The organism is Streptomyces sp. NPDC051576 (assembly GCF_040681835.1).
Classification (GTDB): Bacteria; Actinomycetota; Actinomycetes; order Streptomycetales; family Streptomycetaceae; genus Streptomyces.
Map to the genome: position 1 here is coordinate 534721 of NZ_JBFAZO010000003.1, position 16585 is coordinate 551305.

A 16585-nucleotide genomic window follows, 5' to 3' on the forward strand; every position below is an offset into this window, starting at 1 on the left:
CGATTCATCATTGGCCGCCCGTCCGCGCCCGGCCTACTGTCGAAGCCGACCCACCGACCCCCTGGAGACCCCCCATGTCGAAGATCCTCTTCGTGCTGACCGGCGCCGATCACCTCACCCTGGCCGACGGCACCTCGCACCCCACCGGCTACTGGGCCGAGGAGGCCGTCGTCCCGTACGAGGCCTTCAAGGCGGCCGGTCACGAGGTCGTCGTCGCCACCCCCGGTGGTGTCGTACCGCCCGTGGACCGGGGCAGTCTCGCCGCCGACTACAACGGCGGCCAGGAGAACGCCGACCGGGTCGCCGGGGTGCTCGCGTCGAGCGCCGAGTTCCAGCACCCGGTCAAGCTGAGCGAGGTCGACCTCGCCGACTACGCCGTCGTCTACTACCCCGGCGGCCACGGCCCGATGGAGGACCTCGCCGTGGACGCCGACTCCGGCCGCCTCCTCACCCAGGCCCTGGCCTCCGGCAAGCCCCTCGGCGTGGTCTGCCACGGACCGGCCGCGCTCCTCCCGGCCACCAAGGAGGACGGCACCAACGCTTTCGCCGGCCGCCGCCTCACCGGCTTCACCAACGAGGAGGAGACCCAGGGCGGCCTCGCCCCCAAGGTGAAGTGGCTCCTCCAGGACCGACTGGTCCAACTCGGTGCCGACTTCGAGGAAGGCGAGCCCTGGGCCCCGCACGTCGTGATCGACGGCAACCTCGTCACGGGTCAGAACCCGGCGTCGTCGGGGCCGGTGGCGGACGAGCTGCTCAAGAAGCTGGGCGCCTGAAAATCCGTGGCCGGCACGGTCGTACGACTGCTACCGTCCGCCCCATGAAGCGCGCCAAGCCGTTCGTGTCCGCCTGGACGACGACGCCGGAGACTGTCCCGGCGCGCTGAGTGATGACTTAGTCCGAAGCCCCGGGGCGAGTGCCCCGGGGTTTCGTGGTGCTCGCCTCTCGGTTCCTTTGTCCGTGAGGAGTTCACCATGTACGACCACCGACGCCTCGGCCGCGAACTCGGCCTCTTCGACACCGATCCCCTGATGGGTGCGGGCCTGCCGTACTGGCTGCCCGACGGGGCGGTCGTGCGGCATGAACTGGAGGAGTATGTAAGGGGGTTGGAGCAGGCGGCCGGGTATCGGCATGTGTACTCGCCGGTGCTCGGCAAGCGGGAGCTGTACGAGATCTCCGGGCACTGGTCGCACTACAGCGACGACATGTTCCCGCCGATGAAGCTGGGCGCCGAGGAGGTCGTGCTGCGGCCGAGTCTCTGTCCCCATCACGCGCTCGTCTACCGCTCCCGGTCGCACAGTTACCGTGAACTTCCGCTCCGTATCGCCGAGTTGGGCGGCATGTACCGCTCTGAGCTGTCCGGTGTCCTCGGCGGTCTGACCCGCGTCCGTGCCATCCAGCTCAATGACGCGCACATCTTCTGCACCCTGGAGCAGGCCGTCGAGGAGGCCCGCGCCGCGCTGGCCCTCATCGCCCGCGCCTACGCCGACCTCGGTATCCGCGCCTCCCGCCACCGCCTCTCCCTGCCGGGGGAGGGTGGCGACGGCAGCAAGTACGTTGCCGATCCCGCCCTTTGGCGGCGGGCCACCGCGCTGCTGAGGGAGGTGTTGGACGGGGCCGGGATCGCCTACGAGGCCGTCGAGGGTGAAGCCGCCTTCTACGGGCCGAAGATCGACGTCCAGATCGTCGACTCGGCGGGCCGCGAGGCCACCCTCTCCACCGTCCAGATCGACTTCCACCAGCCTGAACGCTTCGATCTGCACTACATCGGCGCCGACGGCGCGAAACACCGGCCGGTCATGGTGCACCGCAGTGTCATCGGCAGCGTGGAGCGCGCGGTGGCGCATCTCCTGGAGGAACACGGCGGGGCGTTCCCGGTGTGGCTGGCGCCCGTGCAGATGGTGGTGCTGCCGGTGTCGGAGGCGCAGGAGCGGCAGGCGTACGACCTCGTGGAGCGGGCCGTGGGGCAGGGGCTGCGGGCCGAGGTGTCCGTCGAGGGCAGCCTCGGGGCCAGGATCCGGGCGGCGCGCCTTGTGCCGTACCAGGTGGTGGTCGGTGAGCGGGAGGCCGACGCGGGCCTGGTCGCCGTACGGCTGCGGGACGGTCGCCGTGTCGGGCCGTTGCCGCCCGCGGGACTCTTGGACCGCGTCGCCGCGCGGGTCGAGGCGCGCGGCGCCGAACTGTGGGCGGATGCGTAAGGTCACAAGCGAATCGAATCGAACCTAACTGAACCGACCCTGCACCGAAACGAACAGCCCTGTGCGTCAGTCGAAAGGAACCTGCCGTGAGCGGTCAGCCCATCCCTGTGATCATCGACTGCGACACCGGGGTCGACGACGCCCTGGCGCTGCTGTTCGCCGTTCGGCACCCGGGTCTCGACCTGCGCGCGGTCACCTGTGTCGCCGGGAACGCGGACGTCGACCAGGTCGTACGGAACACGCTGATCGTCCTGGACCACGCCGGGGCCGGTGACATCCCGGTCGCGCGCGGGGCGGCCCGGCCGCTGATCGAGCCGGCGCGGTCGGCCGCGCATGTCCATGGGCAGGACGGTATGGGGGACATGGGGCTGCCCGCGTCGGCGCGCAGGCCCGTCGACGTGGACGCGGTGACGCTGCTGCGCCGGGAGATCCTCGCCTCCCCGCGCCCGGTCACCCTCATCCCGACCGCGCCGCTGACCAACATCGCGCTGCTGCTGCGGACGTTCCCCGAGGTGACCCGCAACATCGAGCGGATCGTGTTCATGGGCGGCGCGGTGGAGGTCGGGAACGCCACGCCGGTCGCGGAGTTCAACGTGTGGCACGACCCGGAGGCGGCGGCGATCCTGCTCACCGCCGGGGTGCCGATCACGATGTACGGGCTGGACGTGTTCGAACGGGTCCAGGTCCCGGCCGCCGACGTACGGCGGCTGCGGGAGAGCGCGGAGCCCCGGCTGCGGCTGGCCGGCGACCTGCTCGCCCACCGCTACCCGGCCGCCTCCGGCGACCTCGTCCCCACCGGCGGGCTCGGCGACGCGGGCGCGGTCTGCGCGGTCGCCGACCCGGACGGCCTCACCACCCGCCTGCTGCCGGTCGAGGTCTCCCTCGCCCCCGGCCCGTCGCGCGGCCAGACCATCGTCGACCGCCGCACCCGCCACGGCGAGTCCGAGATCCACGACGGGGCCCGCGAACAGGCCCTGGTGGACGTGGGGTTGGACGTCGACGTGGAGCGCTACGTGAAGCTGTGGCTGACGACGGTGGAGGCCGGCTGACCTCGGGAGGCAGCCGGCCCGCCCAGGGCTACGAGTGTGAAGCCCGGCGGCGTCGTGTGGCCACCACGATCGCCGCGCCGCCGGCCAGGAGCGCCGCCGCGCCGCCGACGATCGCGCCCGTGTTGCTGCCGCCGCCGGTCTCGGCGAGGTCACCGCCGCCGCCGTTGGGCGTGGGCGCTGCCGGGGTGGTGGTCGACTCGGTGGCGGAGGGGGTCGGGGTGGACGTCGAGGTCGACTCCGAGGCGCTCGGCGTCGCCGAGGGGGTCGTGGACTCGGAGGCCGAGGGGGTGCTCGGCGGGACCGACGCGGGGGCGGAGGGGGACGGGGACTCGGTGGTCGTGCAGTCCTTCGTGCCGCCGTTCCAGGCCGCGATCAGCTTGTCCTTGATGACCGGGTGGTCGGGGCCCTTGGGCAGGTCGCCGTGGACGAGGCCGTCGCCGGCGGCGGGGTTGCCGTCGAACTTGACCGCACCCCGGTAGAGGTCGATCTGCGCGAAGCAGCCCTCGTCCGGCACCGCGATGTCGAGCGAGTCGGTCTGCCCCTTCTTCACGGTCACCGTGTCGAAGTCGACGAAGACCTGCTGCCCCGAGGTGGCGAAGGTCGGGCCGTGCGCGATGTACGAGGCGAGCGAGGCGGTGCAGGTGTCGGCGTCACCGGCGGTGCGGACCTTGATGTGGATCTTGCCGTCGTCGGTCGGCTTCAGGTTCTGGTCGTCGACCTTGACCGAGGGGTAGAAGTCGGTGCCGTCCAGCGAGAACTGGCAGCCCTCGGTCCCGGTGACCGTACCGGCACCTGAGCCGGGCCGGTAGTGGCCGCCGGAGCCCCAACCGTCACCGCCGTCGCCGTGGCCGCTGGAGGCCCAGGCGCCGGAAGCGGCGCCGACGGAGGCAGCGGCGAGGGCGAGGGAGGCGGCGCCTGTCCCCAACAGGCGACGCACGGTGACACGACTCGCTATGGACATACTTATCCCATCCTGGCCTGTGCAAGGTGTGAAGAGCGAAGGAACACCGGGCCCATTGGTCACATGCGCCACAGCGTGTACACATCGTGGGTCTACCGGAAGATGACTGTCAACTTGCCTCGTTCCAGAGGGAATTCATAAGGAGACCACGTGACCGACCTGTCCTCCCGTGACCCGAACTGGTGGCGTCAGGCCGTCTTCTACCAGGTCTATCCGCGCAGTTTCGCCGACGCGGACGGCGACGGGCTCGGCGATCTCCGGGGCATCACCGAGCGCCTCAACCACCTCGCCACGCTGGGTGTCGACGCGCTGTGGCTCAGCCCCTTCTACCCCTCGGAACTCGCCGACGGCGGCTACGACGTCGCCGACTACCGGGACGTCGACCCGCGCCTGGGCACCCTCGACGACTTCGACGCGATGGTCGCCGAGGCGCACCGGCTGGGTCTGAAGGTCATGGTCGACATCGTGCCCAACCACACCTCGCGGCTGCACAGTTGGTTCCAGGAGGCGCTGGCCGCGCCGCCCGGTTCCGCCGCCCGCGACCGGTACGTCTTCCGGGACGGGCGCGGCGCGGACGGTCAACTCCCGCCCACCGACTGGCCGTCGGTCTTCGGCGGCAGCGCCTGGCGTCAAGTACCGGACGGGCAGTGGTACTTGCACCTCTTCACGCCCGAACAGCCCGATCTGAACTGGGACAACGAGGAGGTGCGGGCCGACTTCCGCACCACCCTGAGCTTCTGGTCGGACCGCGGCGTCGACGGCTTCCGCGTCGACGTGGCGCACGCCCTGGTCAAGGACCTCGCCGAGCCGTTGCGCGACATCGGCCCCATCGCGGCGAACGCCGAGGCCGTCCTCGACTCGCTCCCGCCCGGCAGCCACCCCTACTACGACCGTGACGCGGTCCACGAGATCTACCGGGACTGGCGGCGTACGGTCTTCGACACCTACAGCCCGCCCCGGATGGCGGTCGCCGAGGCCTGGGTACCGTCCGCCCGCCGCGCCCTGTACGCCCGCCCCGAGGAGCTCGGCCAGGCCTTCAACTTCGAGTACCTGGAGGCCGGTTGGGACGCGGACGAACTGCGCGAGGTGATCACCGGCTCGCTCGCGACGGCCCGCGCGGCGGGCGCCTCGGCGACCTGGGTGCTGTCCAACCACGACGTCGTACGACACGCCTCGCGCCTGATGCTGCCCCCGGGCACCGACCCGAACGCCTGGCTGCTGTCCGACGGCCGTACTCCGCCGCTCGATACGGCGGCCGGTCTGCGCCGGGCCCGCGCCGCGACCCTGCTGATGCTGGCGCTGCCCGGTTCGTCGTACGTCTACCAGGGCGAGGAACTCGGACTGCCCGAGGTCGCCGACCTGTCCGTCGAGGTCCTCCAGGACCCCATCTGGGAACAACAGGGCCACACCCACAAGGGCCGCGACGGCTGCCGGGTGCCCCTGCCGTGGACTTCGAGCGGTCCGTCGTACGGCTTCGGGGCGGGGCCCGCGTGGCTGCCGCAGCCGGCGGGTTTCGCGTCGTACGCCGTCGAGGCACAGGACGGTACGGAGGGATCCACCCTGGAGCTCTACCGCACCGCACTGCGGCTGCGCCGCAAGCTGCTCGACGGGGAGTCGCTGACCTGGGCCGCCGACAGCCCGCCCGGCGTCCTGCACTTCGCGCGCTCCGACGGCTGGCGGTGTGTCACCAACCTGTCGGACCGGCCGGTCGCCCTGCCGCCGGGGGAGGTGCTGCTGAGCAGCAGCGGCCAACCGGTGGCAGGGGACGGGGAGTTGGGGCCGGACACGACCGTATGGCTGGGGGCGTGAGGCGCTGTACGGGGCGCTCACCCCACGGTCGGGGTGGCGCCGGCCGCGCTCTGGGTCGGTGACTCGCCCGGCAGGACCGGCGGCTGGGTGGTGCTGTTCACCGGCGGGGTGAGCACCACCTCCGGCTGGCCCGCGGCCGGGGGCGGCGGGGTCAGGTCGGTGGCCGGCAGCTTCGGCGGGGTCGTCTCCTGGAAGAGGACCTGGCTGAAGTTGACCAGACCGGTGTTCTCCATCACCGTGATGTGGTCCAGGACCGTCGCGTTGGCCTGGTCGGCGAGGGTCCGTACCAGGGTGTTCTCGGTGGTGGAGCGGATCTTCGCGATCGTGTTGAAGATCGAACCGTGCGTCACGCGCAGGATGTTGGCGAAGTCCGTGTCGAACTGCTTGCCGCTGTCCGCGTTCAGCGTGTTGATGAACCCCTGCTGCTGCGGGCTGGGCTGGTTCGGGATCGTGATGTTGAGCATGGGCGCGATCTTGCGGACGGTGGTGTCCAGCGCCGCGTGACCGTCGATCAGGTGCTTGCTCGCGGTGATGACCGCCGGGCTCGCCCCCTTCTTCAGGCCCATCTGGCCGACGGGGTATTCCCACAGACCCGCCGCGCGCACCTTGACCACGAAGTCCCGGTCGCCTTCGGTCAGCGGCCCCCACTGCGTGTTGGCGATCACGCGTGTGGAAGCGCTGGCGACCGTGTTGACGCCCAGCATTGCCGGATAGGCGAGTGCGACGAGGGTCAGGCTGAGGGCCCCTCCCACCACCATCGTTCCCGTCGCGTTCCGCGAAAAGCGCACCGTACCTCCTGTGTCGTGGACCGCCCGTCGGCGGTACGGACAGTGGGGAATACGGATCGGGGGAGCCCGCGAAGTCTTTTGTTTTGGTAAAGCCGGAGTGGGGCGCGTCACAAGTGGCGGGTGGTGCCTCCGGTTTGGGCCCGGTTTCGGGTATCCGCTTCGCGCCCCGGTTGCGGGGTGCCGTACCGCGGACGACGGCCGCCGGCGCGGAGGTGTGCCGGACCCGGCGGCGACCGTACCGCGGGAGGCGGCGGGCTCGGGGCTCCGCCTGCCCGCGACGGTCGCCGCGCACGCCGGGGTGATTCCGGACGCGGCTCGGGTCGGCGTGGAGGTGGCCGGGTCGCGACGGCCTGTCAGCCGAACTGGCCGGGCTTGTAGTCGCCGGCCGGCATCGTGAGCATGACGTTGAGGCGGTTGTAGCTGTTGATGAGGGCGATCAGCGTGACGAGGGCGATCAGTTGGTCCTCGTCGTAGTGCTTGGCCGCGTTCGCCCACACCTCGTCCGGCACGCCGCCCGCCGCGTCCGCGATGCGGGTGCCCTGCTCCGTCAGTTCCAGTGCGGCGCGCTCGGCGTCGGTGAAGACGGTGGCCTCGCGCCAGGCGGCGACGAGGTTCAGCCGTACCGCCGTCTCCCCGGCGGCCGCCGCGTCCTTGCTGTGCATGTCGGTGCAGAACCCGCACCCGTTGATCTGGCTCGCGCGGAGCTTGACGAGTTCCTGTGTGGCGGTGGGCAGCGGCGAGTCGTCGATGACCTTGCCCGCCGCCATGAAGTGCTTCAGGGCCTTGCCGGCGATCGGATTGGCGAAGGCGTTCAAACGAGCACCCATGGTGGGCTCCTCTGCGGTTCGTTGCCGTTGCTTGCTTACACAGGTCTGACGGAACGACCCGGCAGGAATGTGACAGCCCCCGATGTGACCTGGGTCTCGTCCCCGCGTTGAAAGAATGTTGACCGGGACATGGCATCACGTTGACGAAGCCCCGCCGCACCCCGCTATACGTTCGGCCCCATGCCACCACTCCCCCCACACCCCCAGCGGGCCCGCCAGGCCCAACTCCCCGTCCTCCCCTACCGAAAGCCCACCAAGGGCCGTGACTACTGGGTGCTGAACGACGTACTCCCGGACGTGGACGCCGTACGGGAGCGGTGTCTCGCCAAGGACGACTGGGTGAAGGGGTATCCGTACACCTCGGAGACCTGGCCGGGGCTGCGCACCATGCCGGGCCTCGAACCGTCCGAACTGGGGCGCATAGAACGGCTGGTGAAGCAGGCCACCGGCGCCAGGGAACTGTGGGTGCAGCAGGCGCCCGGCGGCGGGACCCTCAACCACAACTGCGTCCAGGTCGTGGGGGAGGGCGAGAGCGAGCCCCGGCCCCACACCGACTCGCGGGCCCTGTGCCGGTACGCCGCCGTGCTGTACCTCAACCCCTCCGTGCCCAAGGACTGCGGCACCAGCTTCTACCGCCAGCACCTGCCCGGCGGACGGCTCGGCGGCAATGTCGTACAGGCGCCGCACAACAACCTCGTGGAAGCGCTGGGCACACGGTTCGTGGCGCCGGACGCCTTCGAGGAGGACGTCCGCGTGCCGAACCGGTACAACAGCCTGCTGCTCTACCACGCCAACCTCGTGCACAGCGCGACCGGTTACCACGGCAGCACCCTGGACGAGAAGCGGATGACCGCCGTCTTCTTCTGGATGGCCTGACCGAGCGCGGGGGCCGCCCGCCGGCGCCGCCGGGCGGTCAGTAACGCAGTGCCCGCCCGACCTCCGCCTTCACCTCGCCCGACAGCTCGCGGTTGCTGCGGGCGGTCGCCTTGCCGGACTTTCCGGCCGCGACGTCGGAGACGGTGACGACCACGGTGTCGAGGAGATTGCCGCCCGCGTCCTTGAACTCGACCTGCACGGCGAAGGACTTGGCCGAGTCCGCGGTGTTGTCGGCGGTGATCTCGACGGTGCTGCGGCCGGCCGAGTCGGTGGCCGGTGCGCCGAGTTTCACGGCGTCCTTGGCGTCGACACCGTTCTTCACCTCGTCGAGTCTGCGGCCGGCCTCGGCGGTCGCCGACGAGACCGCGCTGGCGGCCTGTGAGCCGACGGACTCGACGGCGGACGCGGCCTTGCTGGCGACGGAGGACGGAGTGCCGTCGTCGGAACAGCCGGTCAGCCCGGTCACTCCGGTGAGGGCGAGGGCGACGACCGCCGTCAGCATCGCGCCGCCGTGCCTGTTCCAGGCCATGTCGCCTCCATGAGTCGTCGCTTCCCCGGGTCGTCCCTCCAGTGAAGGTCCGTTGCCGTGGGACCGCACGCCGACGTCACCCGATGTGCTCACCCGTACGGCGTAACTCCCCTGGTGGGGGGAGTGCCACGGCCGGATGGTCGAAGCACCGAAGCACCAGTGACCACAGAGAGGTGGGGCACGGCCATGACGCAACAGCCGCACTCGACACAGCAGCCGCACTCGACGCCCAGGGGCGAGGAGAAGCCCTCGGCCTGGGGCGACTCCGGCCAGGCCCCCGGCACGCAGGGCTACGGCGCGCCCCCGTCCGGCGGCGGGCTAGCGGCCGGCGGTGCCGTCTTCGCCGGTGTCCTGATGCTGATGAACGGCGTCATCGCCATCCTCCAGGGCATCTCCGCGCTCGCCAAGGACGACGTGTACGCCCGCGTCGGCAGCTACATCTACAGCATCAACCTCACCGGCTGGGGTGTCATTCTCGTCTGCCTCGGCGCCGTCGGCGTGATCACCGGCTGGGGCATCCTCAAAAACATGGGCTGGGCCCGCGTCTGCGGCATCGTCCTCGCGAGCCTCAGCGCGATTCTCCAGTTCATGTTCCTCCCCTACGCCCCGGTCTGGTCGGTCATCATGATCGCGGTCGACGTGTTCGTGATCTGGGCACTGGCGGTCAACCACCCCGCGCCCACCGGAGCGAACCGGTAGCGAGCCGAAGGGGGGCGGGACGGCGGTGGTAGTCGGCGCGCATGCTGTCCCGATGGCCCGACTCCACGACATCGTCATCGACTGCGCCCGTCCCGCCGCCACGGCCCGTTTCTGGGCGGCGGCGCTGGACGGGTACGCCGTAGCCCCTTACGACGAGGCCGAGTTGGCCCGCCTGCGTGCGCTGGGCATCGCGGGCCCGGAGGACGACCCGACCGTACTGATCGAACCGGGCGCCGGCGGTCCGCGGATCTGGTGTCAGCTCGTCCCCGAGCCCAAGTCGGTGAAGAACCGCCTCCACCTGGACCTGCTGGCGACGGACCTGGAGAACGAGACCGCCCGCCTGGTGCACCTGGGCGCGACCGTCCTCACCCGCTACGAGGACCACCACCTGCTGGCGGACCCGGAGGGCAACGAGTTCTGTCTGTTCCCGGCGCGGTAGTTTCTCGCCATGTCCGACATAGCCATGCTCGTCGTGGGCGTGCTCGCCGCCGCCTTGGCCGCGGTCAACGCCGTTCAGGTGCTCCTCGGGCGCCAGCTCGTCAAGCCCGAGGCCAGCAGGCGTTCGGCGCCGCAACTGCGGGCGGAGTCCGCCGCGGCCGCGGTGGCCATGACCGGGACGGCGCTGACGGCTTTCGGCTCGGCCGGCAGTGGACTGCTGTGTGTGGTGGGGGTGCCCGTGGCGGTGGGCGGGTATGCCGCGCTGTTGTCCGTCCGAAAGCGGTTCAGCTGACGGTACGCCCGCCCGGTGAGGCCCGGGTCAGACGTGGCCGATGCCGCCGCCGCCGAAGGAGCCGCTTCTTCCGGGCAGCCAGCGCTGTCGTTTCTGTTCCTTGCCCGTTCTGCTTCCGGAGTGGTGGAGCTGGTAGGGCATGAGCCGTTCCTTCTCCTCCGAGGCGACGGGCATCTCGTCGGGCTCCCGCATCTCGCGCATCTCATGGACGGCGCCGGTGACGGGGAGGTGGGGCTGCTCCTCGGGGAGCGGCCGTGGAAGTTCCTGGTCCCGGACCTTCATGCCGAAACCTACGGCCCAGACCAGCGCGCCTGCGATCACCATGCCACCGAGAAAGGCCACGGTCATGTTGAGCGCGTTGTGCGACGCGGCCAGCAGTTCATACGTTGCCATGCTCATACTCCGAGTATCACTCTTTCGGGCCGATCGTGGCGATATGGGACAGATAGTCGTTCACCTCTGCGGGGTCGCGGGTGAGCAGCGCTATGTGGTTGTCCGGGCGGACCAGCACCAGGGCCGGGTCTGTGACGCCGTACGCCCGTCGGGCATGGCCCTCGTGGTCGCGCAGGTCGGTGTCCAGCGTGAACGCCTGGAGCAGGTCCTGGTGCTCGACCGCCAACTTGCCCACCGCGTCCGCGACTTCGGTGCCGAAGCCGAGCAGTGTGAATCGCGGGTCCGCGTACACCTGGAAGAGCCGGACGGGACGGCCCGAGGCGTCGAGGCAGGGCGCGTCCGGGGCGCGGTCGCCCGGGCGCAGGACGTCGGGGTCGCCGGCGCCGGCCGGGGCGGCCAGTGAACTCCAGCGGTAGCCGGTGCCCATCGGGGGCGCGGCGGCGGCCTCGATACCGGTGCCGGGTTCCTTGACCGCCTCCAGCACCCGGGCGTACAGGTCGGTCGAGATGCCCAGGGTCCAGGCGGCCACCGGGAGGCGCTCCTCCTCGTAGGTGTCCAGGAGTCCGGGTGCCGCCCGGCCCGCCGTCACCAGGGCCAGCTTCCAGCCCAGGTTGTAGGCGTCCTGGATACCGGTGTTCATGCCGAGTCCGCCCGCGATCGGATGGACGTGCGCCGCGTCCCCGGCGAGGAGGACCCGGCCGACGCGCATCCGGTCGACCATGCGGACGTTGACCCGCCAGACGGAGAGCCAGGTGGGGTCGGTCAGCTTGATGCCGGGCACGCGGGCGTGCCGGTCGAAGATCCGCTGGAAGCTCTCCAGCGACGGCGGCAACGGCTCGCCGTCCGCGTCGAGTTCGGGGCCCGCCTGGAACTGGAAGGAGTCGGTTCCGGGCATGGGGCACAGCATCACGCCCCCGTCCGGCGTGAACCACTGATGCCAGAAGTCCCGGCTGATCCCCTCGGCCGCCACGTCACCGACGACCATCGACTGCGCCGGCTCGGTCGTACCGTCGAACCGCACCCCCATCGCCTTGCGCACCCGGCTGCGCCCGCCGTCACAGCCGACGAGACGGCCGGCCCTGATGCGCTCCCCGTCGGCCAGGACCGCCGTGACGCCGTTCTCGTCCTGCTCGAACCCGGTGACTTCCAGGCCGCGTTCGACCGTGATCCCGAACTCCGCGAGCCGGTCGCGCAGGATCTCCTCCACCTGCCACTGCCCTATGAGCACCCCTGTGTCGTACGGCGCGTCCGGTGTGGGGCGGGTGTCCGCGGCGCGGTCGGTGTCGCTCACATGCGCGCCGTCGAAGTACTTGCGGAACGGCAGCCTGGTCGTCCCGGTGGCGAGGGCGCGCTCGGTGACGCCGACGTCCTCCAGGACCTCCAGGGTGCGTGGTTGAAGGCCCTTGCCCCGTGACTCCCGGTGCGGAACGGGCGCCGCGTCCACGATCCGCACCCCCGTGCCGCGCCGGGCCAGCTCGATGGCCAGCGTGAGGCCGGTCGGCCCGGCGCCCACGATCAGGACGTCTGTGTCGCTCATGTCGGTCCCCTGCTCGTCGTTCCCTCGTCGTCGCATCCATGGAACATCGCCGGACGAGAAAATGCAACCGGGTATCAGAAGATTCTTGGTCTCTTTCTATTCCAGGCCTCATTCAAGGCCGAGTCTCGTCGTCTGTTATCCTGGCCGCATGGACGAACCCGCAGGTCTGCGCGAGCGGAAGAAGGAACGCACGCGGAACCTCATCGCGCACGAAGCCCTGCGCCTCTTCCGCGAGAAGGGGTTCGACGAGGTGTCGGTCGTCGAGGTCGCGGCCGCCGCAGAGGTCTCCAAGGCCACGCTGTTCCGGTACTTCCCGACCAAGGAGGACCTGGTCCTGCACCGCTTCGCCGACCACCTGGGCGAAGCGGCCCGGGTGGTGCGCGAGCGTCCGCCCGGCCTGACCCCGACGGCCGCCCTGCGCGACCACTTCCTGGACCGCCTCGCCGCCCGCGACCCGATCACCGGGCTGAACGACCACCCCGAGGTGCTCAGCTTCATGGACCTGCTCTACGGCACACCGAGCCTCCAGACCGGCCTGGTCCAGCGCTACCGCAGCCAGGAGATCGACGCGCTCGCCCAGGCCCTCCCGCACTCCGGCGGTTCCACCCCGCTCACCAGACGCCTGGCCGCGACCCACCTGATCGTCGCCCAGCAGGAACTGGGCGTGGAGAACTGGCGCGCGATGGCCTCCGGCCGCACCGCCGACGAGGCCTACGACGAAGCCGTCACGCTGGCCGAGCGGGCGTACGGCCAGCTCATGACGGGCCTGGACACGGTGTTCACGTCCGGGGCCGCGGGCGGGGCCACGGACGGCTGAGGCCGACGGCTGACGGTGTAGTCCGCTACACCACGCATCCGGCACCCTGCTCTCCCGCGCCGGCCGCGATCCGGTGCCAACGTGGTGGGCATGGGTAAGACAGTGCGGCAGGCGGCGCGGGCCACGGCTCACCTCTCGAAAGGTGTGGCCATGGCCTTCGGGACGTATCTCTTCGTCGTCGTGCTGGAGATCACGACCATCGGGACCGTGTTCGTGATCGGCGCCTGGATGCTGCCCGAGGCGGTCCTGCTGGTACGGCGGATCGCCGGGGCGAAGCGGCGGCAGGTGGCCGGGTGGAGCGGGCGCGGGATCGCTGAGGCGTACCGGCCGCTGGACGGGCTGCCGTTGCGCGAGCGGTTCGTCGCGGCGGTGCGGGACCCCGGCACGCTCAGGGACCTGCGCTGGATGGTCGCCCACTACGGCTACGGCCTGCTCGGACTGCTCGCCGTCCCGCTGTGGATCGTAGGACTGCCCGTCGACGGTGTGCGGTGCGGACTGCTGCGCCGGCGGGCCGTCGTGCTGCCGCTGATCGGGCGGCTCGCGGACCTCGACGCGCGCTGGTCGGCGGCGCTGCTGAAGCCGTCGCCGAAGGCATTGCTCACCGAGCGCGTCGAGGAGCTCGCCGAGACCCGGGCCGGAGTGATCGCCGCGCACGAGGCCGAACTCCGCCGTATCGAGCGGGACTTGCACGACGGCACGCAGGCCCGACTGGTGTCCCTGTCGATGCGGATCGGACTCGCCAAGCGGGCCTACGACCGGGAGGGCGGCGGCGATCCGGAGGCCGCCCGCGCCCTTCTCGCGCAGGCACAGGACCAGGCGGAGGAGGCACTGACGGAACTGCGGCTCGTCGTCCGGGGCATCCACCCGCCGATCCTCACCGACCGGGGCCTGGCCGGCGCCGTACGGGCGCTCGCCGCCAGCAGCGGGCTCGAAGTCGCGCTGGACGTGGAGGAGTTGGCGACCGGCCCGCGCGCCCCGGCGGCGGTCGAGGCCGCGGCCTACTTCCTGGTCGCGGAGGCGCTCACCAACGCGGCGAAGCACAGCGGGTCGGAGCGCGCGCAGGTCCGACTGGCCCGTGCGCCCTACGGGTTGACGGTGTTCGTGCGCGACGAGGGAAAGGGCGGTGCCGACGAGGCCGACGGCACCGGACTGCTCGGCATGCGCCGCCGGATCGCCGCCCTCGACGGGACCGCCCGGGTCAGCAGCCCCGCCGGCGGACCGACGGTCGTGGAGGCGGAGCTGCCGTACGCCTGGTAGCGGGCGCTAGTTGGAGAAGTACAGGTACTTCCAGCCGGTGTACGTCGTCGAGTTGACGTTGTCCCCGGACGAACCGTTGATGTACGCGGCCCGGACGCGGGCCTTGATGCCGGACTGGCCGGGGGCGCCCAGGTTCACGGCGACCTTGCCGTTCGTGCCCAGGCCGAAGTACTCGGAGTCGGAGTCGTACCAGCGGCCGTTGTAGTAGACCTGAAGGTCGAGCCGCTCCTGGCGGTTCTTGTAGTAGGTCATCGTCGTGGTGACGATCGGCGCGGTGTTCTTGTGGAACCAGTAGTACGACGTCGAGCCGATCTTCGCCGTCTTGTACTGCTTGCTGATCGCGGTGGACACCTTGACCTTGGCGTAGGCCGTGACCTTCACCGTCTTGGACGCGTAGCGGGCGTCACCCGCGAAGACGGCCGAGACGGCGGTGTCGCGGGTCATGTCCACGGTCACGGAGATGTTGCCGCTGGAGTTGACCTTGCCGGTCTTGACCAGCTTCTTCGGCTTGTCGGCGCCGAAGGGGTCCGTGTAGATCGCGACCGTACGGTTCTTGTAGGTCGTGCCGAGGTGCGCGGTGAACTTCACGTCGGCGCCGTAGCCGTACAGCTTGCCGTTGTTGTTCAGTGTGAGGCTCGTGGCCGCGCGCGACACGGCGACCTTGTCGGAGGCGCTGACGGCGGCGTGCCCGGCGTCGCCCGCGTAGCTCACCTTGTAGGTGACCGTGCCGCCGACCGGCGGGGTGTCCGTGAAGGAGTACGTGCCGTTCGCCGCCACCGTGACGGCGGGCAGCGCCTTGCCCTTCGTGGACTCCAGGTCGGTGCGGGTGACCGTCAGCTTGGCGCCGGCCGGCAGCGCGACAGTCGCCGAGAGCTTGCCGGTGACGGTGAGCTTCTTGGCGCGGGCGGCGGAGGAGGGGGCGTTGACCGTGAGGGTCGGGACGTTCTTCTCCGGGTCGGTCAGCGCCTTGAGCGTGTAGCCGCCGCCGGAGTTCCCGGCGAGCACGAAGAGACGCGAGTTGTCCGGGGCCCAGGTCAGGTCGGCGGTGCCGTAGGAGCCGACGCTGTACGTGCGGATCGCCTTCGTGGCGTTCGGCCTGTACGTCGTGATCGTGTTGCCATTGGCCTGGGCGACCGTGCCGTCGAGTGCGATGTCGGCCCGCTGACCACTCGGGTAGGTGCCCGCCTGACTGAACTTGCCGTCCGCGTAGGCGTCCCGCACCGTGCCGTTGACCAGCACCTGGTCCGCGCCCGCGACGAGGTCGATGTCGCCGATGCCGCTGTTCAGCGTGTAGTCGCCGTGGTACCAGGCGGTCAGCGCGGGCGTCCCGCTCGACACGTCGACCACGGCCATGGAGTCGGTGGAGATACCGGTCTCGCCGATGGCCAGTACGCCCGGCCGCAGCGGGTCGGTGTCCAGCAGGGCCTGGCCCCAGATATCGACGGAGGTGCCCTGGTTCGGGAACTGGGCCATCGTCACCGGGTCGGTGCCGCCGGCCGGGTCCACTGCCGGGTCCACGGAACCGAGGTCGCCGTCCCACTGATCGCCGTAGGTGAACCACACTTTGCCGCCGGCGAACGCGATGTGGCGCGGGCCGGTGTCGGTGGGCACCGCGTAGCGGGTCTTGACGTCGAGGGTGGCCGCGTCGATCGCCACGATCTCGTGCGTGTTCTGCACCGCTGCGTACACGGTGGCCCCGTCGTCGGACACGGTCAGGTCGGTGACCGAGCCGATGCCGCCCGCCGAGGCGAGGACGTTGCCCGAGTAGTCGGTGGCCGCGACGGTGCCGGCCGAGGTGTCGCCGACGAACACCCGCTTGAGGGCGCCGTCCACGACGAGGCCGCCGGGCGAGGCGACGTTGGCGGTCGCCGCCGAGGCCGTACCCGCCGCTACGACGCTGAGCGCCGCCGAACCGAAAAGGACCGCGAGCGCTGTCGCGGTCGAGATGCTGCGCATCCGCACTGCTGTTCCCCCACAAGGCAAACCGGTCCGGAGACCGGGAGTTGAGAGCGCCGCGCAACACCCGGACGTGACCGCGGATGAGAGACGCGGTGACGCGCGGGGCGCGGCTGCTTTGTGAAGGGTATGTCATGACTGTGACAGTTGGGAAAGGGGTTA

Annotated in this window: 16 protein-coding genes and 1 pseudogene; 10 read left to right on the plus strand and 7 right to left on the minus strand. The window is 70.7% G+C overall.

Going from position 1 to position 16585, the window contains the following annotated elements; genetic code table 11:
• Nucleotides 1-74 precede the first annotated feature (74 nt).
• The 3 genes and pseudogenes from AB0M63_RS12240 to AB0M63_RS12250 all read left to right on the plus strand — a co-directional run bounded on the left by AB0M63_RS12240 (nucleotide 75) and on the right by AB0M63_RS12250 (nucleotide 3244).
• Nucleotides 75-773, plus strand: coding sequence for a type 1 glutamine amidotransferase domain-containing protein (locus AB0M63_RS12240; RefSeq protein WP_366019301.1), 699 nt, complete (start codon nucleotides 75-77; stop codon nucleotides 771-773).
• 195 nt (nucleotides 774-968) lie between these two features.
• Nucleotides 969-2195 (plus strand): annotated as a pseudogene (gene thrS, locus AB0M63_RS12245) (threonine--tRNA ligase); the annotation flags it as partial.
• 86 nt (nucleotides 2196-2281) lie between these two features.
• Nucleotides 2282-3244 (plus strand): nucleoside hydrolase, encoded by a 963-nt coding sequence (locus AB0M63_RS12250; RefSeq protein WP_366019302.1) that lies wholly within the window; start codon nucleotides 2282-2284, stop codon nucleotides 3242-3244.
• Between the two features lie 28 nt (nucleotides 3245-3272).
• On the opposite strand, the gene AB0M63_RS12255 is transcribed toward AB0M63_RS12250, so the two are convergent.
• Entirely contained in the window at nucleotides 3273-4205 is a 933-nt protein-coding gene (locus AB0M63_RS12255) for an LAETG motif-containing sortase-dependent surface protein (protein WP_366019303.1), read from the minus strand.
• 150 nt (nucleotides 4206-4355) lie between these two features.
• Between AB0M63_RS12255 and AB0M63_RS12260 the strand changes: the two genes are divergently transcribed.
• Nucleotides 4356-6014 (plus strand): glycoside hydrolase family 13 protein, encoded by a 1659-nt coding sequence (locus AB0M63_RS12260; RefSeq protein WP_366019304.1) that lies wholly within the window; start codon nucleotides 4356-4358, stop codon nucleotides 6012-6014.
• A 17-nt stretch (nucleotides 6015-6031) separates the two neighbouring features.
• Here the strand turns inward: AB0M63_RS12260 and AB0M63_RS12265 are convergent, their stop codons facing one another.
• Both AB0M63_RS12265 and AB0M63_RS12270 read right to left on the minus strand, forming a co-directional pair.
• Nucleotides 6032-6766: a DUF4142 domain-containing protein gene (locus AB0M63_RS12265; RefSeq protein WP_366019482.1), complete on the minus strand. Its 735-nt coding sequence runs from the start codon at nucleotides 6764-6766 to the stop codon at nucleotides 6032-6034.
• Between the two features lie 389 nt (nucleotides 6767-7155).
• On the minus strand, nucleotides 7156-7629 hold the full coding sequence (locus tag AB0M63_RS12270; protein ID WP_355916673.1) for a carboxymuconolactone decarboxylase family protein: 474 nt from the start codon (nucleotides 7627-7629) through the stop codon (nucleotides 7156-7158).
• A 180-nt stretch (nucleotides 7630-7809) separates the two neighbouring features.
• Between AB0M63_RS12270 and AB0M63_RS12275 the strand changes: the two genes are divergently transcribed.
• Nucleotides 7810-8505, plus strand: coding sequence for a DUF6445 family protein (locus AB0M63_RS12275; RefSeq protein WP_355916676.1), 696 nt, complete (start codon nucleotides 7810-7812; stop codon nucleotides 8503-8505).
• Nucleotides 8506-8542: 37 nt separating this feature from the next.
• On the opposite strand, the gene AB0M63_RS12280 is transcribed toward AB0M63_RS12275, so the two are convergent.
• A complete protein-coding gene (locus AB0M63_RS12280; RefSeq protein WP_355916984.1) occupies nucleotides 8543-9007 on the minus strand; it encodes an FxLYD domain-containing protein in 465 nt (154 codons plus the stop codon).
• A gap of 213 nt (nucleotides 9008-9220) precedes the next feature.
• Between AB0M63_RS12280 and AB0M63_RS12285 the strand changes: the two genes are divergently transcribed.
• The 3 genes from AB0M63_RS12285 to AB0M63_RS12295 are packed head-to-tail and all read left to right on the plus strand — an operon-like array spanning nucleotide 9221 to nucleotide 10463.
• Nucleotides 9221-9733, plus strand: a complete 513-nt coding sequence (locus AB0M63_RS12285) for a hypothetical protein (protein WP_355916679.1) — start codon at nucleotides 9221-9223, stop codon at nucleotides 9731-9733.
• Nucleotides 9734-9785: 52 nt separating this feature from the next.
• The gene (locus AB0M63_RS12290) at nucleotides 9786-10172 is read left to right on the plus strand and encodes a VOC family protein (RefSeq protein ID WP_355916682.1); all 387 of its coding nucleotides are present in this window, start codon (nucleotides 9786-9788) and stop codon (nucleotides 10170-10172) included.
• A gap of 9 nt (nucleotides 10173-10181) precedes the next feature.
• Entirely contained in the window at nucleotides 10182-10463 is a 282-nt protein-coding gene (locus AB0M63_RS12295; protein WP_355916685.1) for a hypothetical protein, read from the plus strand.
• Between the two features lie 27 nt (nucleotides 10464-10490).
• Here AB0M63_RS12295 and AB0M63_RS12300 read toward each other — a convergent pair whose 3' ends face one another.
• Nucleotides 10491-10862 (minus strand): DUF6479 family protein, encoded by a 372-nt coding sequence (locus tag AB0M63_RS12300; protein ID WP_355916688.1) that lies wholly within the window; start codon nucleotides 10860-10862, stop codon nucleotides 10491-10493.
• Between the two features lie 10 nt (nucleotides 10863-10872).
• Complete coding sequence (locus AB0M63_RS12305) at nucleotides 10873-12393, minus strand: FAD-dependent monooxygenase (RefSeq protein ID WP_366019305.1); 1521 nt, start codon at nucleotides 12391-12393, stop codon at nucleotides 10873-10875.
• Nucleotides 12394-12541: 148 nt separating this feature from the next.
• Between AB0M63_RS12305 and AB0M63_RS12310 the strand changes: the two genes are divergently transcribed.
• Both AB0M63_RS12310 and AB0M63_RS12315 read left to right on the plus strand, forming a co-directional pair.
• A complete protein-coding gene (locus AB0M63_RS12310; RefSeq protein ID WP_366019306.1) occupies nucleotides 12542-13210 on the plus strand; it encodes a TetR family transcriptional regulator in 669 nt (222 codons plus the stop codon).
• A gap of 90 nt (nucleotides 13211-13300) precedes the next feature.
• Entirely contained in the window at nucleotides 13301-14467 is a 1167-nt protein-coding gene (locus AB0M63_RS12315; RefSeq protein WP_366019307.1) for a histidine kinase, read from the plus strand.
• Between the two features lie 6 nt (nucleotides 14468-14473).
• Here AB0M63_RS12315 and AB0M63_RS12320 read toward each other — a convergent pair whose 3' ends face one another.
• Nucleotides 14474-16423, minus strand: coding sequence for an Ig-like domain repeat protein (locus AB0M63_RS12320; RefSeq protein ID WP_366019308.1), 1950 nt, complete (start codon nucleotides 16421-16423; stop codon nucleotides 14474-14476).
• Between the last annotated feature and the right edge of the window lie 162 nt (nucleotides 16424-16585).